This is a genomic window from Massilia antarctica (assembly GCF_015689335.1).
GTDB classification, from domain to species: domain Bacteria; phylum Pseudomonadota; class Gammaproteobacteria; order Burkholderiales; family Burkholderiaceae_D; genus Telluria_A; species Telluria_A antarctica.
Map to the genome: position 1 here is coordinate 2,587,067 of NZ_CP065053.1, position 18,318 is coordinate 2,605,384.

At 63.2% G+C, this 18,318-nt stretch carries 17 protein-coding genes; 5 read left to right on the plus strand and 12 right to left on the minus strand.

What is annotated here, in order from left to right:
- The first annotated feature begins 112 nt into the window (after positions 1-112).
- Together IV454_RS11705 and IV454_RS11710 are read left to right on the plus strand one after the other, a co-directional pair.
- Positions 113-613, plus strand: coding sequence for a hypothetical protein (locus IV454_RS11705; protein ID WP_054266059.1), 501 nt, complete (start codon positions 113-115; stop codon positions 611-613).
- 41 nt (positions 614-654) lie between these two features.
- Positions 655-2,619: a GAF domain-containing sensor histidine kinase gene (locus IV454_RS11710; protein WP_206091596.1), complete on the plus strand. Its 1,965-nt coding sequence runs from the start codon at positions 655-657 to the stop codon at positions 2,617-2,619.
- Positions 2,620-2,646: 27 nt separating this feature from the next.
- Here IV454_RS11710 and IV454_RS11715 read toward each other — a convergent pair whose 3' ends face one another.
- The 4 genes from IV454_RS11715 to IV454_RS11730 form a co-directional block, all read right to left on the minus strand.
- A complete protein-coding gene (locus tag IV454_RS11715) occupies positions 2,647-3,276 on the minus strand; it encodes an RES family NAD+ phosphorylase (RefSeq protein ID WP_206091597.1) in 630 nt (209 codons plus the stop codon).
- Positions 3,273-3,716 (minus strand): hypothetical protein, encoded by a 444-nt coding sequence (locus tag IV454_RS11720; RefSeq protein WP_206091598.1) that lies wholly within the window; start codon positions 3,714-3,716, stop codon positions 3,273-3,275. The genes IV454_RS11715 and IV454_RS11720 overlap by 4 nt, the downstream gene beginning before the upstream one ends.
- Before the next feature lie 78 nt (positions 3,717-3,794).
- Positions 3,795-5,300: an HD domain-containing phosphohydrolase gene (locus tag IV454_RS11725; protein WP_206091599.1), complete on the minus strand. Its 1,506-nt coding sequence runs from the start codon at positions 5,298-5,300 to the stop codon at positions 3,795-3,797.
- A 173-nt stretch (positions 5,301-5,473) separates the two neighbouring features.
- Positions 5,474-6,211, minus strand: a complete 738-nt coding sequence (locus IV454_RS11730) for a DNA-formamidopyrimidine glycosylase family protein (RefSeq protein ID WP_206091600.1) — start codon at positions 6,209-6,211, stop codon at positions 5,474-5,476.
- A 158-nt stretch (positions 6,212-6,369) separates the two neighbouring features.
- Here IV454_RS11730 and IV454_RS11735 point away from each other — a divergent pair, with 158 nt between their 5' ends.
- Together IV454_RS11735 and IV454_RS11740 are read left to right on the plus strand one after the other, a co-directional pair.
- Positions 6,370-6,864: a DUF3016 domain-containing protein gene (locus tag IV454_RS11735; RefSeq protein ID WP_206091601.1), complete on the plus strand. Its 495-nt coding sequence runs from the start codon at positions 6,370-6,372 to the stop codon at positions 6,862-6,864.
- Positions 6,865-7,313: 449 nt separating this feature from the next.
- Positions 7,314-8,489, plus strand: coding sequence for an IS4 family transposase (locus IV454_RS11740; RefSeq protein WP_206087730.1), 1,176 nt, complete (start codon positions 7,314-7,316; stop codon positions 8,487-8,489).
- A 376-nt stretch (positions 8,490-8,865) separates the two neighbouring features.
- Here IV454_RS11740 and IV454_RS11745 read toward each other — a convergent pair whose 3' ends face one another.
- A complete protein-coding gene (locus IV454_RS11745) occupies positions 8,866-10,044 on the minus strand; it encodes an FAD-dependent oxidoreductase (protein ID WP_206091602.1) in 1,179 nt (392 codons plus the stop codon).
- 95 nt (positions 10,045-10,139) lie between these two features.
- On the opposite strand from IV454_RS11745, the gene IV454_RS11750 reads away from it, so the two are divergent.
- Positions 10,140-10,823, plus strand: coding sequence for a TetR/AcrR family transcriptional regulator (locus IV454_RS11750; protein WP_206091603.1), 684 nt, complete (start codon positions 10,140-10,142; stop codon positions 10,821-10,823).
- 37 nt (positions 10,824-10,860) lie between these two features.
- Here IV454_RS11750 and IV454_RS11755 read toward each other — a convergent pair whose 3' ends face one another.
- From IV454_RS11755 to IV454_RS11785, 7 genes are all read right to left on the minus strand, one after another.
- Positions 10,861-11,787, minus strand: coding sequence for a hypothetical protein (locus IV454_RS11755; RefSeq protein WP_206091604.1), 927 nt, complete (start codon positions 11,785-11,787; stop codon positions 10,861-10,863).
- Positions 11,788-11,813: 26 nt separating this feature from the next.
- Positions 11,814-12,278 carry a hypothetical protein gene (locus IV454_RS11760; protein ID WP_054266067.1) on the minus strand — a complete coding sequence of 155 codons (465 nt, stop codon included), beginning with the start codon at positions 12,276-12,278 and terminating at the stop codon, positions 11,814-11,816.
- A 16-nt stretch (positions 12,279-12,294) separates the two neighbouring features.
- A complete protein-coding gene (locus tag IV454_RS11765) occupies positions 12,295-12,882 on the minus strand; it encodes an RNA polymerase sigma factor (RefSeq protein WP_206091605.1) in 588 nt (195 codons plus the stop codon).
- A gap of 53 nt (positions 12,883-12,935) precedes the next feature.
- On the minus strand, positions 12,936-13,379 hold the full coding sequence (locus tag IV454_RS11770) for a thioesterase family protein (protein WP_054266069.1): 444 nt from the start codon (positions 13,377-13,379) through the stop codon (positions 12,936-12,938).
- A 111-nt stretch (positions 13,380-13,490) separates the two neighbouring features.
- Positions 13,491-14,918 carry a PQQ-dependent sugar dehydrogenase gene (locus tag IV454_RS11775; RefSeq protein ID WP_206091606.1) on the minus strand — a complete coding sequence of 476 codons (1,428 nt, stop codon included), beginning with the start codon at positions 14,916-14,918 and terminating at the stop codon, positions 13,491-13,493.
- A gap of 76 nt (positions 14,919-14,994) precedes the next feature.
- A complete protein-coding gene (locus IV454_RS11780; protein ID WP_206091607.1) occupies positions 14,995-16,200 on the minus strand; it encodes an MFS transporter in 1,206 nt (401 codons plus the stop codon).
- 89 nt (positions 16,201-16,289) lie between these two features.
- Positions 16,290-18,314 carry a putative bifunctional diguanylate cyclase/phosphodiesterase gene (locus IV454_RS11785; protein ID WP_206091608.1) on the minus strand — a complete coding sequence of 675 codons (2,025 nt, stop codon included), beginning with the start codon at positions 18,312-18,314 and terminating at the stop codon, positions 16,290-16,292.
- Between the last annotated feature and the right edge of the window lie 4 nt (positions 18,315-18,318).

Sequence of the window (18,318 nt, forward strand, 5' to 3'; positions counted from 1 at the left end):
AATTCCGGGCGAGCGGCGCACCCGGGCGCCATAGCGGCCCGGCGCTGTGGAATGCGTGGAATTCGACTATTATTCTTCTTTCGGGCCACGCCCGCACCATGAATGCGATCTCATGACAGACGATTTTCCCGATGACAGCCCGCAAGACGACGATGCGCCCGTGCAAGAGCCGCGCCTGTGGAAAGGCAATGGCTGGACCGCGCGCGTGATCAAGAACGAAGACGATGAAGGCTGGGCCGTGGCCATGATCAAGGATGGCGAGCCGGAGCCGGCCCTGGTCGGCCCGTGGACCATGGGAAGGGATAAAAAAAATCCCAAGCCGCTCGACACCAATGCCTTCCACACCCTGGTCAAGACCGCCGCCGAAGTGCTGCGCCGCCATGAGCAGCAATTGCACGCCATGCTGCACAAGAGCACCGTGGTTTCGCACGAAGGCGCCGACATCAAGGTCACCCTCGATATCGTGCCGGACGACGAGCACCCTTACGCGCTCCTGGCCGCCATCGACGAAGAGGGCGAACGGATCGCCCAGGTGCGCATTTCCGCCAGCTTCAAATTAACCCCCGCCAGCGCCACAGCCTGGGTCGAAAACGACTTTCGCAAGCCTTCCTGACCTGCTAGTATTTCCCTGATGCACTGCTAAAGGGAAATGCGATGGAGAGCCGTCTCGACCGTCTGGAAGCCGTCCAGGCCATGTTGCTGGGCATCGGACAAATTTCGACGGGGTGCACCGACATCAGCGAATTCGTGGGCGCGGTGCACCGCGCGCTGGGCCGCATCATGTATGCGGCCAATTTCTATGTGGCGCTGAGCGACCGCGAGGAGCACACGGTGCGCTTCGTGTACTACGTCGACGAACGCGATCCCACGCCCGATCCCCAGGAAAAGCTGCGCCTGGCCTCGCCCGAGCAATCGCCCACCGCCTGGGTGATCATGAACCGGCGCAATCTGGTCATGACGGGCGATGAAAGCGCCGCGCATGAGGTCGATGGCCATGCCTGGGGCCGCGGCACGCGCGCCGAGCAGTGGATGGGCTGCCCCTTGCTCGACCACCAGCACCAGGCGCTGGGCGCCATCGTGCTGCAAAGTTATAGCCCCGAGCATACCTACAGCGAGGAAGACCAGGCGCTGTTTTCGCTGATCGCCAACCACGTCTCGAACGCGCTGCAAGGCATCCAGAGCGTGGACCGGCTCGAGCGCGCGGTGCATGAGCGCACGGCCTTGCTGGCGCACGAAGTGGCCGAGCGGCGCCGCGCCGAAGCGGTCCAGCACGCGCTGTACGAGATCGCCAATCTGTCGGCGTCGGCGGTCGATGCGGAGATGTTGTCGGGCAATCTGCACAATATCATCAGCGAACTGATCGTCGCCGACAACTTCCTGATCGCGCTGTACCACCCGGAAACGCACGAGTTCAGCATTCCGTATTTCGTCGACCAGAAGCACGCCGAGGCGCCGGTCAAGCGCTTCGCTTACGGGGTGGGGATGAGTTCCTACATTTTGGACAGCAAGCAGGCTTGCCTGCACGATTCGGCCAGCTATGCGCGCCTGGTGGCCGAGCGCAACATGGGCGAGCCCTTGGGCAGCGTCGAGATCGCCAGCTGGATGGGAGCGCCGATGCTGGTGCATGACCAGCCGTACGGCGTGATCATCGTGCAGAGCTACGACCCGGCCATCGTCTACACCGAGGCCGATCTGGAGCTGCTGGCCTTCATGGCCAGCCACGTGGCGGTGGCGATCGCGCGCATGCAGGCCGACCGCGCGGTGCGGGTGGCCAAGGAGCGCCTGGAGCAGCAGAACGGCGCCCTGAACGCGGCGCTGACGGCGCTGCGCGATGCCCAGACCGAACTGGTGCGCCAGGAAAAGCTGGCCTCCCTGGGGCGGCTGGTGGCCGGTGTGGCGCACGAAATCAATACGCCGCTGGGCATTTGCGTGACCGCCACCAGCCATCTGGTGCAGGAACTGAAACTGACGCGCGAGGAAATGGCGGCTGGCGAGATGACGGAAGATAGCCTGCAGCAGTTTTTCGACATCATCGACCAGTCGCTGCGCATCATGACCACCAATACCCAGCGCGCGGCGGCGCTGGTGCGCAGCTTCAAGCAAGTGGCGGTGGACCAGTCGTCGGAGGATATCCGCAGCTTTAACATGAAGGCCTACCTGGCCGAAGTGCTGCTGTCCTTGCAGCCGCGCCTGAAGGGGCGGCCGCTGAAGGTGGAGGTCGATTGTCCGGACGAGATCGTGCTCGATAGTTTTCCGGGGGCGGTGTCGCAGATCGTGACCAATCTGGTGATGAATTCGCTGGTGCACGGTTTTACGCGCGAGCAGGCGGGGACCATCCGGATGGAAGTGCGGCTCGACGGCGGGCAGGTGTGGTTCGACTACAGCGATGACGGCGCCGGCATGGATCAGGAAACCCTGGCGAAGTTGTTCGATCCGTTTTTCACGACGCGGCGCGGGCAGGGCGGCAGCGGGCTGGGCGCGCATATCGTGTACAACCTGGTGACCGGGCCGCTGGGCGGGTCGGTCAAGGTGGACAGCGCGCCGGGCCAAGGCTTGCATTACCGGCTGCGCTTTCCGCAGAGCCGCAAGCAGGCGGGTGCCGGAGCGGCGGCGGCTTAGCCATCTGTCGGATCGTTGCTGGTCGGGTCAATGCCGTGGTGTGGATGTTCGGCCACTGGGCAGAATAGCGACATTAAACTTGCTGAGCAGCGCGCCATATGCCGGATGATTTTTCAATGGCATGACTGTCGATGATCGCCGTAGACAGGACCTTTCAAACAAGGCGACTGCACGGCCGGTGTTCATTTGCCGACTGACATACATGATCCCGTCTACATCTGGAAGTTGGTCATGCAAGGAGGCACTAACAAGCATGGAATCCGTATAATCGTCGGACGAGCAAAGATCGTTGTTGAGCCCAAGGGCTTTGAGACAGGAGCCTGTGAGATTCACCAATGCAAGGAGCGGTTTGTTCGGGCGCTGGTAGCCCACAATGTGCCTTGCGGCGATATTTTTTTCGTCGATGAACCACGCGCCATCCGAAAATTGCCCGCTTTGATGCAAGATGGTTTCTGCGAAAGCTACGTCCAGCATCAGCGCGGCGTAGGTCACCCCGAACACCTCGGCAGGATCGTCGAAGCGGTATGCTTTGCTCTTTCCCCAGTATGGTTCGGTTGCCGGGAAACGGCTCAGCCGCAGAAGCCTGTTCACGTGAAGGGGCAAGATGTGCACGATTCCTGCTGCGGCGGCAGCCTTGAAGTCCCATCTGGCACTCAAGTGCGGGCCCAGTTGCCCGCGAGGCGAAGAACATCGTCAAGGTTGCCACCGGCGATGGCATCGGCAACGATTTTACCGCCCAATGCCCCGTGCTGACGCAGGAAAAACAGCAGCTTGCTGGACGGGTCGACATCGCCCAGTGTGCGGTTGATACGCGCCAGTTTGCCGCGTTCGAATCTGAGCGCTTCGCGCGCATACCAGTGCTTGCCGTTAGCCCATACGGCAAAAATTTCTCCGCGTTTGCGTGCTGCATGCACTGCCTGGCTGCTGATGTTCCAAGCGTGCGCCACTGCGTTGGTGTCGACCAGGACGCGATCCTGAATCCATTTCGCCAACACAGCGTCACCGCGCGCGAGCGCACGCATTGTCGCTTCTTCGTTGGCGCGCCTGACCGCATCGACTGCTGGCGCGCCCGGTTGGGGGACGGTTGCTGCTGACATAAAATGCCCTTGGCTGTGAGCGGTTTCAGTCTAAGTTGGACACCCAAACAACGCAAACGTTCCGAATAAATTACCCGCTCAATCCGGCCAGCGCCGGTTGATATCGACCGCCGCATCGATATTGGTGATCAGCAGCTCCACGAACACCGGATCGAGGTGCTGGCCGGAGACTTCGCGCAAGTGCGCCACCACCTCGTCCAGCGGCCAGGCTTCCTTGTAGCAGCGCTTGTGACTGAGCGCATCGAACACATCGGCCACCGCCACGATGCGCGCGTACACATGAATGTCCGCCCCGATCAAACCCTGCGGATACCCGCTGCCATCGAATTTTTCATGATGCTGGTGGGCGATCACGGCCGCCGCCTTCAAGATCGGCCGCGACGAACCATCCAGGATCGACAGCCCCACGGTCGGGTGCTGCTTCATGATGTCCCATTCCTCGGGCGTGAGCTTGCCGGGCTTGAGCAGCACAGCATCCGGGGTGGCGATCTTGCCGATGTCGTGCATCGGCGCGGCATGCATCAGCACCGCCGTTTCATCCTCCGGCATGCCGGACGCCTGCGCCAGCATATGACACACCTGCGACATGCGGCGCACGTGGTTGCCCGCCTCGTTCGAGCGCGATTCGACCACGTCGCCCAGCCGCATGATCAGCTCGGCCTGGGTATCGGTGATCTCTTGCGTGAGCAGGATATTGTCAAAGGCAATCGCCACCCCCGAACAAAACACTTCGAGCAGTTGCGCATCGATGTCGGCGATTTCTTCCACGCCCTTGAGTACCAGCAAAGACGCCTTGCCGCTGTTGTTGGGGAAGTAACCGACATAGGTGTCGCCATGCAAACGCGAAATGCGGTTGCTGCGTGCGTCGTCGAGCTGGGCCATCAGTTCCGGGCCGAGCAGGCTCTCGCCGATGTCGCCAATCTGGGCCAGGATTTCATACTCGCTCTGGCCGGTGATCACGCTGGCGCCCGACAGGCGCAGCAGCATGCTTTTTTCCAGCCGCAGCAGGGCCACGACTTGCTGCAGCAAGCCGCTGGCAAAGTCTTTCAGATTGCGCTGCTGGAAAATGTGCGAGGATGCCGCGATCACCCGCTCCAACCCTTCGCGATAATTGGCTTGCAGCAGGCGCGCTTCCTCGACCTTCATGATGTCGCGGTAGGCGCGCAGGGCGGCAAAGGTGGTGGTGAACAGTTTGGTGCGGTCGAGCTCGGTCTTTTCCTTGTAATCGTTGATGTCGTAATTGACGATCACGCGCTCTTCCGGCGCCTGGCCCGGCTGGCCGGTGCGCAGCACGATGCGGGTGAACTGGTTGCCCAGGTCTTCGCGCATCCAGCGCGCCACTTCCAGGCCGCTGTCGTCGTGCTCCATCACCACGTCGAGAAACACCAGCGCGATATCGCTCTCGCGCGCCAGCACTTGCTTGGCCTCGGCGCCGGTGTAAGCGTGCAAAAAAGTCAGGGCGCGGCCGTCGAGGCGGAAGCGGCTCAGGGTCAGCTTGGTGATGTCGTGGATGTCCGGCTCATCGTCGACCAGCAACACTTTCCATGGCGCGAGTTTGGGCGTGGCGGATGACAGAAATGACATGAACAAGTTCCGATACCGGTAGTTGCAAGGCAAGCACATCGGTAGCTAAGCAGCTGCCGCTGACACAAGGAGCACCGTTCGATTGTAGTCCGACTGCACCCTATTAACAACATGCAATACGAAACCCATCCCGCATGCGCGACGATTCGTTCAGCGTTGTTGCAGGCGCGCTATCAGCCGTAGCGTTTTTGGCATTTTTCGCAGTAAAATGCGCGCCGTTTTGTCAGCCCCAGGTGTCCTTTTGAAAACGGAATGGCGCAGCGCGGACAGGTGCTCTTGCGGTGCGCCAGCCAGTGCTGTTTGAGCACGTATTGCTTTTTCCATTCGAGGAAATCGAAGCTATATTGACGCGCCTGCTCCACCAGGGCGCGCAGCTTGGGCGCCGGCAGCGCGCCGATGGTCGAGAGCGGATGCAGGCGGATCCGGAACAGCACTTCATTCTTGATGATGTTGCCCACGCCGGCGAAAATGGTCTGGTCGAGCAGGGCGTCGCAGGCCAGCATGTCCGGCGCGGCGCGCAGCTTCTTGCGCGCCTTGGCCGGATCCCAGGTCGGCGACATGATGTCCGCGTCCCAGTCGTAGATGGCATCGAGGTCGGGGTCGATGTGCTTGACCGAGCAGGCGTAGAAATTCAGTTCGCTGCCATCGGTAAATTCCAATGCCATGCGCGGTGGCTTGTCCTTGCGTTCATCGATGCGGTAACTGCCGAACAGCATGAAGTGAATGCGCAGCACCGTGTGCGGCAATTCAATGAGGAAATGCTTGCCCCAGCTGCGCAGCGACACGATTTTCTGTCCCTCCAGGCTGGGCAGGTCGACAGTCTTGCTGTTGCCGCTGGCACGGGCAATTTCCTTGCCGACGAAACGGGTGGTTTCTTCGCGCAGGATGACGAGTGATGGTCCTTCGGGCACGGTGATCTCCTTTTTCCCGATTCTGGATTGAAAGCAGGAATGGCAGTGTGCGGCGACTAACATTTCGATACAAAGCGTGACAAGCTGGTGACCGACGCCGCTGTCAAAAGCGCGTATATTCAGTAGAAAGAAGCGCTGTGCGCATTGAAAGGATGGACATGAAAAACGTATTGATGAAGATCTTGCAGGCCGGTGCGCTGGCGGCGGTGCTGGCCTTGCCGGCCAGTGCCGCCACGGCCGCGGCGACGGTGACGTATGTCGAGCCGGACCGTTTTACCGACGTGCCGTTCGCGCCGTGGGAAAGGGAGCGCGTGCTCAAGGAGCTCACCGCCCATGTCGAGAAACTGGCGGCCAGTCTGCCGCCCGGGCAGGAACTCAAGGTGGAGGTGCTCGACCTCGACCTGGCCGGCCAGGTCAAACCGAATTTTCGCGGCGGCCAGGATGTGCGGGTGATGAACGGCGGCGCCGACTGGCCGCATATTCACCTGCGCTACAGCATCGCCGAGGGCGACAAGGTGATCAAGTCGGGCGAGGAAAAGCTGAGCAATATGCAGTACCTGAACCGCATGAACCAGTACGGCAACAACGAGCTGCTGCGCTACGAGAAGCAGATGCTCGACGACTGGTTCAAGCAGTTCGTGGCGCCGCGCTAGGGTTGTCTGATTGAATCCAAGGGAAAACCGCACTTTGTTCCGTCGTTCCTGCGCAGGCGGGAACGCATGCGTTCCCCCCAATTTCGCACAGTAGCCACTGGCGGCTCGAGGAACTTGGGTTCCCGCCTCTCCAGGAACTAGTCTTTGCCGCTAATTTGAGCAGCTTTGCGACTCCAAACCTCGAAACCGTCGCTCCCGCGCAGGCGGAAACGCATGCGTTTCCCCCATAGCACCGTCGATATACGAATGTGCTATGGATTCCCGCCTCTCCAGGAACTAGCCTTTGCCGCTAAGTTACGCAGCTTTGCGACCACAGGCGTCAAAACCGTCGTTCCCGCGTAGGCGCACTGCTGTCCGGAATAAAGTGGGTTGACAACGTTAAAAGGGTTGCAGGTATTGGTTTACGAGGGTTAACCTCTGTTTGCCAACTTAAAAACCAAACCTGCAACATGTTCAGCATAACTACTTTTCAGCGTTTAATGAAGGGGCTCCCGCGAGGAACCTTCGCTCAACTAGTCGAACGGCACAATGCCGACAAATATTGCAAGAAGTTCGGGCATTGGGATCATCTCATTGCCATGCTCTACGCGCAGATCAGTGAGGCGAAGGGGTTGCGACCACTGGAGACTGGCTTCAACAGTCATGTCGCGCATCACTACCATCTTGGTACGTCAGCGATCAAGCGCTCCACCTTGGCTGACGCCAATGAGAATCGATCTGACACGGTGTTTAGTGATACCGCTGCCTGGTTGATGGGGAAGGTGTCGCGTAAGCTGCGCCAGCAAAGCAATGATCTGATGTATTTGCTTGACTCCACCTCGTTGACGTTGAAGGGACGGGAGTTTGAGAGGTGGACGCCCGAGAATAGCACTCGCAATACGCAAGGCTTGAAGCTGCACGTTTTGTATGATGCCCATGATGCAATCCCTGTCTGGCACGACATTAGCCACCCCAACGTCAATGACGTTGAACGGGCAGTTGACGTACCGCTCGAAGCGAACGCGCTCTATGTATTTGACAAGGGCTATTGCGATTTCAATTGGTGGAAATCCATTGACGAGGCCAACGCGCGCTTTGTTACTCGTTTCAAGAACAACGCCGCTGTCAACGTCCTGCAGAAATCGGACATCCCTGCTGATGATGCGCACATCGTGCTCAGCGACGAAATCGTTACTTTCAAGCACAAACGGCTCGGCGGAAAACGGATCAATCTCTACTTTGGGAAGCCTTTGCGCCGTGTCATCGTGGCGCGGCCGAACAAAGATACGCCCATCGTTCTGGCTACTAACGACTTCGACAGTAGTGCCATGGAAATTGCCCAGCACTACAAAAAGCGCTGGGCAATCGAGCTGTTCTTCAAATGGATCAAGCAGCACCTCAAGATCAAGCAGTTCCTCGGACGATCTGAAAATGCGGTCCGGATTCAGATACTTACCGCTCTCATCAGTTATTTGTTGGTTGCACTGTTCAACGAGTCCAACCGTGTGAAACGGACCCTGTGGGATTGCCTTTGCTTCGTCCGCGCAACCCTATTTCAACGTACGGACACCGAAGATTTACATGATCGCCGACGACGACAAGCGGCGCACGAATTCGCAGAAATTCAAGGATGCCTCTTCTCGTGAGCGCGTCAAGAAAATTATTCCGGACGACAGTGCGCGTAGGCGGGAACCCATAGCACCTCAACTGAGCGAAGGTGCTATGGATTCCCGCCTGCGCGGGAAAGACGGAGCTTAAGTTAACGCCATTTGGCACCGGCCTCTGAGCTTGCACAGTTCCAAGAGATTTGAGGAGTTTCCTTGAAACTGGAGGCTGCGCGGGAAGTCATTTCTGCCAATGGCAGGAATGACGGAGCTTAGGTTAGCGCCATTTGGAAGCGCCCTCGCACTTTGCACAGTTCCAAGAGATTTGAGGAGTTTCATAGAAACTGGGACCTGCGCGGGAACGACGAATTAACGGTATCGAAATGGAATCTGTTCGCGCCGATTAGTCAGACACACCCTAAGCGTCCTGCGCGCGCGGATCAGCGGCCGACTGTGCGCCAGCGCCATCCTGGCCGGCGCGGGTGAACAGGTCGATCACGCCTTGCGGGGCATGCTCGTCGAAAAAGATCGTCATGTTGCGCGCCGATTCCGCAGCGGCCTGTTGGCTGCGCGGAAACAGCGCCGTTTCGTAGGCGTGCAGGGCCGCCGCCATATCGTCCGGATGGGCAGCCAGCGCTTCCCCGAGGCTGGCGCCGTCGAACATGGCGAGGTTGGCGCCTTCGCCGGCGAAGGGTGACATCAGGTGCGCCGCGTCGCCCAGCAAGGTCACGCCGGCCACCGGTTCCCAGCGGTGCGCCGCCGGCAGCGCGTGGATCGGTCGCATTCTCGGGGTGCTGTCGGCACCGGTGATGAGCTGGGTGAGTCCTGGTGCCCAGCCGTCGAACTCGCGCGCGAGGCGGGCCAGCGCGGCGGCCGGATCGGAAAAGTCGAGCTGCTCCATCCATGCCAGCGGCTTGTTCAATGCCACGTAAGCGTGCAAGGTGCCATCCGCGTACCGATGCGCGAAGATGCCTTTTCCCGGTGCCGTTGCAATCATGGTGCCATGGCCGGCGAGCGTTGCGCTGGCCTGGTGCGCGGTGTCGCTCTGGAACAGGTAAGTCTCGACGAACACGGTGCCGGTGTAGGCGGGGTTTTCCCTTGATACGAGCGGACGCACTTTCGACCAGGCGCCGTCGGCGCCTACCAGCAGGTCGCTGGTGGCGGTCGCTCCGTGTGCGAAAGCGAGGGCGTGGCGGCCATCGCCAAGCGCGCGTACCGAGCTCAGCTTGTGTCCCCAGCGAATCGTGCCGGGAGCCAGCGAAGCGAGCAGGAGACGGCGCAACTCGCCACGGTCCACCTCGGGGCGGGCGCCGCTTCCCGTGTCGGGCATGTCCATCAGGATAGCCCCGGCCGTGTCGACGATGCGCTGCGCATCCGCGCCCGGAATGACGATCTCGCGGAAGCGCTCGAACAGCCCGGCCGCTTTCAGCGCCAGCTGGCCATTGTGCTCGTGAATATCGAGCAGTCCGCCCTGGGTGCGCGCTTGCGCCGAGGCTTCCGCTTCGTAGATGGTCGCGCCGATGCCGTGCACCTGCAGGATGCGGGCCAGCATCAAGCCTCCCAGTCCGGCGCCAATAATGGTGATTTCCTTGTTCATCTGCATTCCTCATGTGGACGACGCATTCCACCGGGTCCAATGGAACGACATTCCATTATCTTGGAACAGGATTCCATTTGTGTCAAGATGCGCTTATGGATAAAAAAACACCCAGACGAACGCGCCGCGAGGAATCGCTCTCCAAGGAGCGCATCATCGAGGCCGCGATCGACATCCTGGATCGCAGCGGCGAGAGCGGGCTGACCTTTCGCGCGCTGTCGGACATGCTGGCGACCGGGCCGGGCGCGATTTATTGGCATATCGATAACAAGGATGATTTGCTGACGGCCGCGTGCGATGCCATCGTGGCCCGCACAGTGCAGGCGGGTGCGTCCGGCGCCGCTCCCAGGGATGCCATCCGGGCGCTGGCGCTGGACCTGTTCGATGCGATGGAAGCGCATCCGTGGGCGGGCGCGGCGCTCATCCGCGCCGGAGGACAATTGCCGGTGGTGCGGGTGCTGGAATGCCTCGGACGGCAAGTCCAGGCGCTGGGTGTGCCGCCCCAGGCGCAGTGGCTGACGGTGTCGGCCTTGCTGCACTTTATTTTGGGCGTGGGCGGGCAGAACGCCGCCAATATGCAGCGGGTGTGCGGCGACGACGTCGCCAGGGGCGATCTGCTGGATCAGGTGGCGGCGGCCTGGTCCCGGCTCAGCCCGGCGGATTACCCGTTTGCGCGCAGCATGGCCGGGCAGTTGCGCATCCACGACGACCGCGCCGATTTTCTGGCGGGGGTCGATCTGATCCTGAACGGCATCGGCGTGATCGCGGCGCAAGCGTAGCGGCAAGGTCTGGCCTTGCCCGCCGGCGCGCAGCCGCTCAGCGGCCGCCGGCCGCCTTGGCGCGCTCGGCCGTCACATCCCTGACCGTGTAATCGGCCGGCACGGCAAACAGCGACGCCGCCGGTTCGTCACGCTTGAGATTGGTGAGGCGGTAAATCCGTTCGCCGCTGCGCGGGTCGCTGTGCTTGCTGTACATGGTCACCTTCAGGTCCGGCGCATACCAACTCTCGTGCGACACCACGATGGCATTGCGGTTGCCCACTTCGCCGGCGGGAATCTCGTAGGTGCGCAGCTTGCCGTCGGCCTTGATGCCGTCGATTTCCTTGCTGCCCAATTCGCGCGTGCTGGCCTTGGCTGCCCAGCGCATGTCGCCGAAGGCCCCGGCCATGGCCGGGCCGAGGCGCGCGCCGGCTGCGCCGTCGGCGATGCGGATGCGCACTTTTTCCTGGACCTGCTTGCGCTCGTCGCCGCCGGCCCGTTCCACGTCCTTGACGATCACCTCGTCGGCGCCATCAAGGCGGCGTTCGGGCGGCTTGCCCTCGGCGCGCAGTTGGGCGGCCCGGGCCTGGGCGGCGGCGCGCGCCGTGGCGCTCGGGTCGGCCACTTTGGTCGCCGTTTTCTGGCGCGGGTTGAGGAGGTAGGTGATGCCGTCGGCCGGTTCGTACAGGGTGATCGTGCGCACTTCTCCGGATGGATCGCGGATCTCCTGGCGCGTGCGGCCGGCGCTGTCGCGGTAATTCATGGAAATGCTGGTGCGGCTGATTTCGTTGCCGTCGGCCAGGCGCTGCAGGTGTTCCGATACCGCTTCGGCGCTGTAGGGCGCATTCTTGACGGCCTTGCCGTGCATCGGCATCAGCGGACCGGTAAAACGCAGGGGATCGGGCGGCGTGGCCACGGCGGCGTGCGCGGCGGGAAGCAGCGCGCTGCCGAGGAGGACGGCAAACAGGAGTCGGGTCGTGTGCATGATGGTTCTTTCGCGGTTGGAGGGGATTACTGTGAACTCAGACGCAGGGCCAGCGGCGCGCCGTCGGCGCCAACCAGCATTTCGGCACGCACCGAGTCGCCTGCCGTATCCGGGCTGACCGGCACCCCGAGCGCCGCCAGTTCGGTGCGCGGCAAGCTCGTTTCGACCATGCGCGGGCTCGGTTCCTGCTCGATCCGTTCCTGCGAGGCGAGGGCGATGAAGGCGAGGCCGTCATCAAGCAGCGGCGCTTGGCCCGCGCCGGGCAGGGGGGCGCGCAGGACCAGCAGGGCCAAGGTCGCCGCCATTGCGCTGCCCGCCAGGCCCCATTGCGCGGGCGAGAGCCGCTGGTACCAGCGCCTGGGCGCGAACTGGGCGGCAAAGGCGGCCATCAGGGCCTGTTCCACGCGCGCGGGGGTGCTGCAAGCGGCGCTGGCGCTGCGCAGGGCGGCCAGCGGGGCGGCCAGGTCGGGGTCGGGGCAATCGTGGTTCATGGCGTTCTTTCGGCAATCAGTCGTGCAAGGCGGGACGGTGGGCCGCCAGCCGTTTGGCCAGCGCGGCGCGCCCGCGCGAGAGGCGCGAGCGTACGGTGCCGATATCGACCTGGCAGATCTCGGCAATCTCCAGGTAGGACATGTCGTGCAGCTCGTAGAGGATGACCGCGTCGCGGTAGTGGGGCGCCAGCAGGCTGAGCGCGCGCCGCACCTGTTCGGCCAGTTCGTTGTCGAGCAGGCGCGCCAGCGGTTCGCCCTCGTCGCTGCCGGGGTCGAAGGCGCCCTCGTCATCGTCGTCGGTATCGGGCAGGCTGGCCAGGCGCAGGCGCGGCTGTTCGTGCTTGAGGATCAGCTTGCGCGCCACGCCGAACAAGAAGTGCAGCAGCAGGCCGCGCAGCGGATCGTAGCGCAAGCTCCCGGTCAGCAGACCCATGAACACTTCCTGGACGATGTCGGCCGCCGTGTCGCCCGAGCCGGTGCGCAGCAGGGCGAAGCGGTACAGGGGCGCCTGGTGGCGCTGGTACAGGGTCTGGAATGCGGCGCCCGCGCCATCGCGCAATTGGTGCAGCAGGTCGGTGTCGGCAGGTATGGGCGGCATGGTCATGGTGGTCTCGTCCCTGTATTGCCGCCCGGGGAAGAAAAAGTTCCAACTATTTTTTAATCGATCCAGTTCACACGCGGGAACTTGGCGCGGAACTCGTCCGGCATCGTCACCACTTGCGTGCTCTTGTAGTTGAAGAAGACGAACCCGGACTTGGCCATGGCGATCTGTTTCTTGTCGCGCGGGCGGGTCACGCGGAAGATCAGGTCGCCGCCGTACTTGTTGAAATCCATGACGCCCACTTCGAACAGCAACTGGTCGCGCGCATGCGCTTCGGCGCGGTAGGTGGTGGCCAGGTCGGTGACGATGATGCCGGTGCCGTCGCGCTCGGTTTCGGCGACGCCAAATTCGTACAGGAAGCGCGCGCGCGCCTCGGAAATCATCGAAATCATCGAATCGTTGCCGAGGTGGTTAGCGCCGTTGATGTCGGTCACCCTGACGGTGAGCGGGGTCGTGTAGTAATACTGTTCTTCCGGGAAATCGAGGATCAGGCGGGCCATAGGGATACCGATTGCATGGTGGACGGGGCAAACGCCGATTTTAGCGGATCATGCCCGGCCCGGCCGATTTGTTACCGCGTCGGCTACCGCGCCGGCTGGCGCGCCGCCGTCTCAGGGCGAGCCCGCGCGCACCAGCCGGTAGATCTTGCCGGTGGATGCGATCAGGTACAGCTCGCCATTGCCATCCTGGCCGAACGATTGCACGCCGTCGATGTCGGGAATGGTCCAGCTGGTCTCCTCGGTGACCTTGTTGTCCCTGAGCAGGAAGCTCCTGAGGTAGCCGCCGCAATAATCGGAATAGAAGTAGCGCCCGGCCAGCTCGGCAATCGCCTTGCCGCGGTACACATAGCCACCCGTGATCGAGCAGCCGTTGACACTGCCGTGATCGTACTCGAAGGCGGGCATGGTCAGAGCGGACTTGTTGCAGATGGCCGCGTTGTAGCACAGCGACCCTTCCGAGATGCTCCAGCCATAGTTCAGGCCCGCCTGGGACAGGCCGGCGATGTCGACTTCCTCGCGCCTGGCCTGGCCGACGTCGGCGATGTACAGACGCTCCGTATCGAAGGCATAGCGCCAGGGATTGCGCAGGCCGGAAGCCCAGATCTCGGCGCGGCGCGCGGACTGGCCGGCGAAGGGATTGGTCGCTGGAATGACGTACGGCTGCGCGCCGCGCGCATTGGCCACGTCCAGGCGCAGCATCTTGCCGAGCAGGACATTGAGGTTTTGCGCATTGCCGTCCGGGTCGCCCGCACCGCCGCCGTCGCCCGTGGCCAGGTACAGGAAGCCGTCCGGACCGAAGCTGACCAGGCCGCCGTAATGGTTGGTGGCGCCGGGGTGGGGAATGCGGATGATTTCCAGCACCGCCGATGGTTCGGCCAGGTTGCGGTTGGCGGCCGACACGCTGTGCCGTTCGACCACGATGTTGTTGCCGGCATCGGTGTAATAGATGAAGAACCAGCCGTTGCTGGCGTACTGGGGATGGAAGGCCATCGACAGCAGGCCGCCTTCGCCGCTGGCGGCAACCCGGTTGCGGATGTCGAGGAAGGGCGTGGCCAGCAGGGCGCCATCCTGCATCACGAAAATGCGGCCGCTGCGGTCGACGATGAACTGGCGCGGATCGCCGGCCGGGGCCGTGAGGAACACGGCGCCGTCCACCCTGGCCACGTCGCGCACGGCCAAGGTCAGGGTGCTGCTGCTGTAGCTGACGTTGACGATGGCGGTGGCGCCATCGGCCACGGTGGCGCTCTGGACCGGCGCGCTGGCGCTCCAGCTCAGGTTGCCGCTGAGGACGCTGTCGGCGCTGACGGTGTAGCTGCCGGGTGCCAGTCCGGACAAGGTCTGGCCGCTGCTGATGGTTTTTGCGTAGGAAGCCGGGCCGCTGATGCGCACCGCCGCCGGCAGGCCGGCGGGCAGCTTGGCCAGGTTGATCGTCAGGGCGCCGTTGCCGGCCTGGTGCTTGCCGCCGTCCGACCCACCGCAGGCGGACAGCACAAGCATGGCGAGCGCGGCCAGGATGGTGCGCAACCGGGGTGTGAGCATGTCATCCTCCGCAGTGTCTTGAGCGATTGACAATACGGGCCATGCCGGCGATGGTCTGTGCGCCATCGCACGCCGTTCAGCGGGCAGTGGCGGCGGCAGGGGCGGCGCTGCGCACGGCCATCAGGTAAAACAGGAGCGAGGCCAGCGAACAGCCCAGCAGCAGCGAAAACAGCAGCGCAGGCGCGGCGTTGAACTGGAGCAGGGCCGCGATGGCGATCGGGCCGGCGGCGCGCGACAGCAGGGCCGGCCCGGCCAGGGCGCCGGAAATGGCGCCATAGTTGCGCGTGCCGAACAGGATCTGGGGCAGGGTGCCGCGCACGATGGTCAGGATGCCGTTGGACAGGCCGTACAGCACGCAGAACAGCGCCACCGCCGCCTGGTGCTGGCCCCAGAACAGCAGGGCCAGCATGGCGCCGGGCAGGACCGCGAAGCAAAAGGTGCCGCTCGCCTGCGGACGCAGGTGGCGCGCCAGGCGCATCTCGCCGATGCGGCCGGCGACCTGCATCGGCCCGATCAGCGCGGCCATCCACACCACCTCGGACAGGGGGTGGCCGTAGGATTGCAGGACGGGAATCAGGTGCGCCGACAAGGCCGAGAAAATGAAACTGTTGGCCGAGAAGGCAAAGGCGAGCTTCCAGAAGGCGGGATGGCGCAGCGCCTGGGCCAGGCTGAAATCGGCGCCCGCAGCGGCCTGCTTGTCGACCCGGGCTGGGCGGGGCGGCGTGTCCAGCAACAAGTGCAGCGGCATGCACAACAGTAACTGGACCAGCCCGTAGGCCAGGTAGGTGGTGCGCCAGCCGGCGCTGCCGTTCAGGTGCACCGTCAGGGGCCAGAACACGGTGCTGGCGAAGCCGCCCACCAGGGTGATGGTCGAGATCGCCTTGCGGGCGCCGATGCCGAACAAGCGGTTGAGAGTGGCGAAGGCGGCTTCGTACAGCACGGCCGGCATGGCCACGCCGAGCACGGTCCAAGCCAGGTAGTAAGCGGCCGCCCCCCGCGCCTGGCTCAGCAGGACGAAGCCGAGCCCGCACAGCAAGGAGCCGCCGGCCATGACCAGGCGCCCGCCGTGGCGGTCGATCAGGATGCCGGCCGGGGTGGCGGCCAGGCCGGCCACCAGCAGGCACCAGGAAAAGGCGCCGAACACGGCGGCCGCCGGCAAGCCCAGCGCGCGCGCGATATCGTGGGCCACCACGGCGAAGGCGTAGTACAGGGTGCCCCAGGACAGGATCTGGGTCAGGGCGAGAATGGCGACGGTCTTGGCGGTGCGGGGAGGGCGGTCCATGGAGTGGCTTGCTTGCGCGTAGTTGGCGCAAGGGCGCACCCGACGATTGTACGAGCAAGCGAGAAATATTGCTGACGGTCATGTTATTTTCACCGATGAGGAGAGCGGACGGTGCCGGCGGGGCGGTTCAGGGCACTGGCCATCATGCGCTCGTGCAGCAGCGCCTCGAAGCCGTCCGGCGGCAGCGGCTCGCCCAACAGGAATCCCTGGCCGTAATCGCAGCCGGCGCGGCGCAGGATGTCGTATTGCTGCTCGGTTTCCACCCCTTCGGCGATGACCTTGAGCCCCAGTTTGTGCGCCATGACGATGATGGCCTCGCACAGCGCCACGTTGGCCGCGTCATGCTCCAGATTGTAGACGAAGGACTTGTCGATCTTGAGGTAGTCGAGGTTGAACTTGCGCAGGTAGGACAGCGAGGAATAGCCGGTGCCGAAATCGTCGAGCGAAATCTTGATGCCCGCCTGCTGGAACGCCAGCAACTGCTTCATCACCGCGTGGTTGGACGCCAGCAGCAAGCCTTCGGTGATTTCCAGCCCCACCGCGGGCGGGCCGGCGCCGCCATTGATGTCGATGGCATTGTCGGTCAGCCAGTGGCGGCAATTGTCACCATTGGTGTGGTAGAACTGGGCCGGCGATACATTGATGTTGACCGTCAATTGCTGGTCGAGCTCGCGCCAGCGCCGCGCGTGCGCCAGCGCCTCGCGAAATACCCAGTTGCCGATGGCGACGATCTGCCCGGTGTGCTCGGCGATGGGAATGAACTCGACCGGGCTGACCGCCCCGCGCGCCGGATGCTGCCAGCGCACCAGCGCTTCGGCCTTGCGGATGCGGCCATCGTGCATGTCGACGATGGGCTGGAAATGGACCGCCAGCTGGCCTTCGTCGATGGCCCGGCGCAGCTCGTTGCTGATCGCCATGCGCGCCTGCGCCGCCTCCTGCATGCTGGGCGTGAAGTAGGTGAAGCGGTTGCGCCCATTGTCCTTGGACTGGTACATGGCCTGGTCGGCGTTGCGCAGCAGCTCGCCCGCCGTCTGCGCGTCGCGCGGGTACAGGGTGATGCCGATGCTGGCCGAGATATACGCCAGCTCATTTCCGAGCAGGAAGGGCTTGGCCAGGTCGTTGCGGATTTTCTGGGCCACGTCGGTGACCGTGTCGACGTTGTTCAGTCCGCTCAGGGTGATGGTGAATTCGTCGCCGCCCAGGCGCGCCACGGTGTCGCTCTCGCGCACATAGGTTTGCAGGCGCTGGCCGACCTGCTTGAGCAGCATGTCGCCGACCTGGTGGCCGAGCGTGTCGTTGATTTCCTTGAAGTGGTCGAGGTCGATGAACAGCAGGGCCAGCGGCAGAGCGCTGCGGTGGGCTTTTTTGATATCCATTTCCAGCCGGTCGTGGAATACATTGCGGTTGGGCAGGCCGGTCAGGCGGTCGATATTCACTTCGCGCAGGGCTTGCTCGACCAGCTGGCGGTCGCGCACCTCGGTCGAGAGCGAATACGCCTGCTGCTGCAGGGCGGCGATGGTGCGCTGAAGCATGTGCACATTGGCCGCCGGATCGTAGCTTTCGGCCGGCAGCACGTGGGTGTGCAGGGTGCACACTTCGTCGAACATGGGGGCGTCGGCGGCGGCGGGAAAGGCGTTGAGCGGATACGCGCACAGCAGTTCGAAATCGAACTGGCGCTGCAGCTTGTTGAAGAAACGCTCGACCCGGATGGCGGCATCATGCTTGCCCACGGCGTTGAGCGAGCGGTGCGAGGTGGCGCACAGGATCGCCACCATTTCGCCGAACACCCACACGCGCCCGCGGTGCTGCTCGCTGGCCTTGCGGATGACGTTGCCGATGGCGGTGCGGAAGCGGCGCTCGTCGGGCAAGCCGTCTTCCATGAACATGGGCAGCATGCGGTCCGCGTGCAGGGCCAGGTAGCTGCCGTCCGCGCTGCGGCCCTGCGCATCGACCAGCCCGCGCGCACACAGGGTTTCGTGCAGCATGTCGAGGTGGCCGCTGGTGGCGATGGCGATGCCCCGGTCGCCACGTTCGAGGGCGCTGCCGATGTAATCGGACAAGCCCTTGATGAGAAAAACGTCGTCCTCGTAAAACTGGACCAGGTGATCGTTCATGCGC

Coding starts and splice junctions, on each gene's coding strand:
- IV454_RS11775 (WP_206091606.1), bottom strand. CDS start 14,918: ATGCTCACACCCCGGTTGCGCACCATCCTGGCCGCGCTCGCCATGCTT.
- IV454_RS11740 (WP_206087730.1), top strand. CDS start 7,314: ATGTTCAGCATAACTACTTTTCAGCGTTTAATGAAGGGGCTCCCGCGA.
- IV454_RS11725 (WP_206091599.1), bottom strand. CDS start 5,300: ATGTCATTTCTGTCATCCGCCACGCCCAAACTCGCGCCATGGAAAGTG.
- IV454_RS11710 (WP_206091596.1), top strand. CDS start 655: ATGGAGAGCCGTCTCGACCGTCTGGAAGCCGTCCAGGCCATGTTGCTG.
- IV454_RS11735 (WP_206091601.1), top strand. CDS start 6,370: ATGAAAAACGTATTGATGAAGATCTTGCAGGCCGGTGCGCTGGCGGCG.
- IV454_RS11705 (WP_054266059.1), top strand. CDS start 113: ATGACAGACGATTTTCCCGATGACAGCCCGCAAGACGACGATGCGCCC.
- IV454_RS11745 (WP_206091602.1), bottom strand. CDS start 10,044: ATGAACAAGGAAATCACCATTATTGGCGCCGGACTGGGAGGCTTGATG.
- IV454_RS11765 (WP_206091605.1), bottom strand. CDS start 12,882: ATGACCATGCCGCCCATACCTGCCGACACCGACCTGCTGCACCAATTG.
- IV454_RS11785 (WP_206091608.1), bottom strand. CDS start 18,314: ATGAACGATCACCTGGTCCAGTTTTACGAGGACGACGTTTTTCTCATC.
- IV454_RS11720 (WP_206091598.1), bottom strand. CDS start 3,716: ATGTCAGCAGCAACCGTCCCCCAACCGGGCGCGCCAGCAGTCGATGCG.
- IV454_RS11780 (WP_206091607.1), bottom strand. CDS start 16,200: ATGGACCGCCCTCCCCGCACCGCCAAGACCGTCGCCATTCTCGCCCTG.
- IV454_RS11760 (WP_054266067.1), bottom strand. CDS start 12,278: ATGAACCACGATTGCCCCGACCCCGACCTGGCCGCCCCGCTGGCCGCC.
- IV454_RS11770 (WP_054266069.1), bottom strand. CDS start 13,379: ATGGCCCGCCTGATCCTCGATTTCCCGGAAGAACAGTATTACTACACG.
- IV454_RS11750 (WP_206091603.1), top strand. CDS start 10,140: ATGGATAAAAAAACACCCAGACGAACGCGCCGCGAGGAATCGCTCTCC.
- IV454_RS11755 (WP_206091604.1), bottom strand. CDS start 11,787: ATGCACACGACCCGACTCCTGTTTGCCGTCCTCCTCGGCAGCGCGCTG.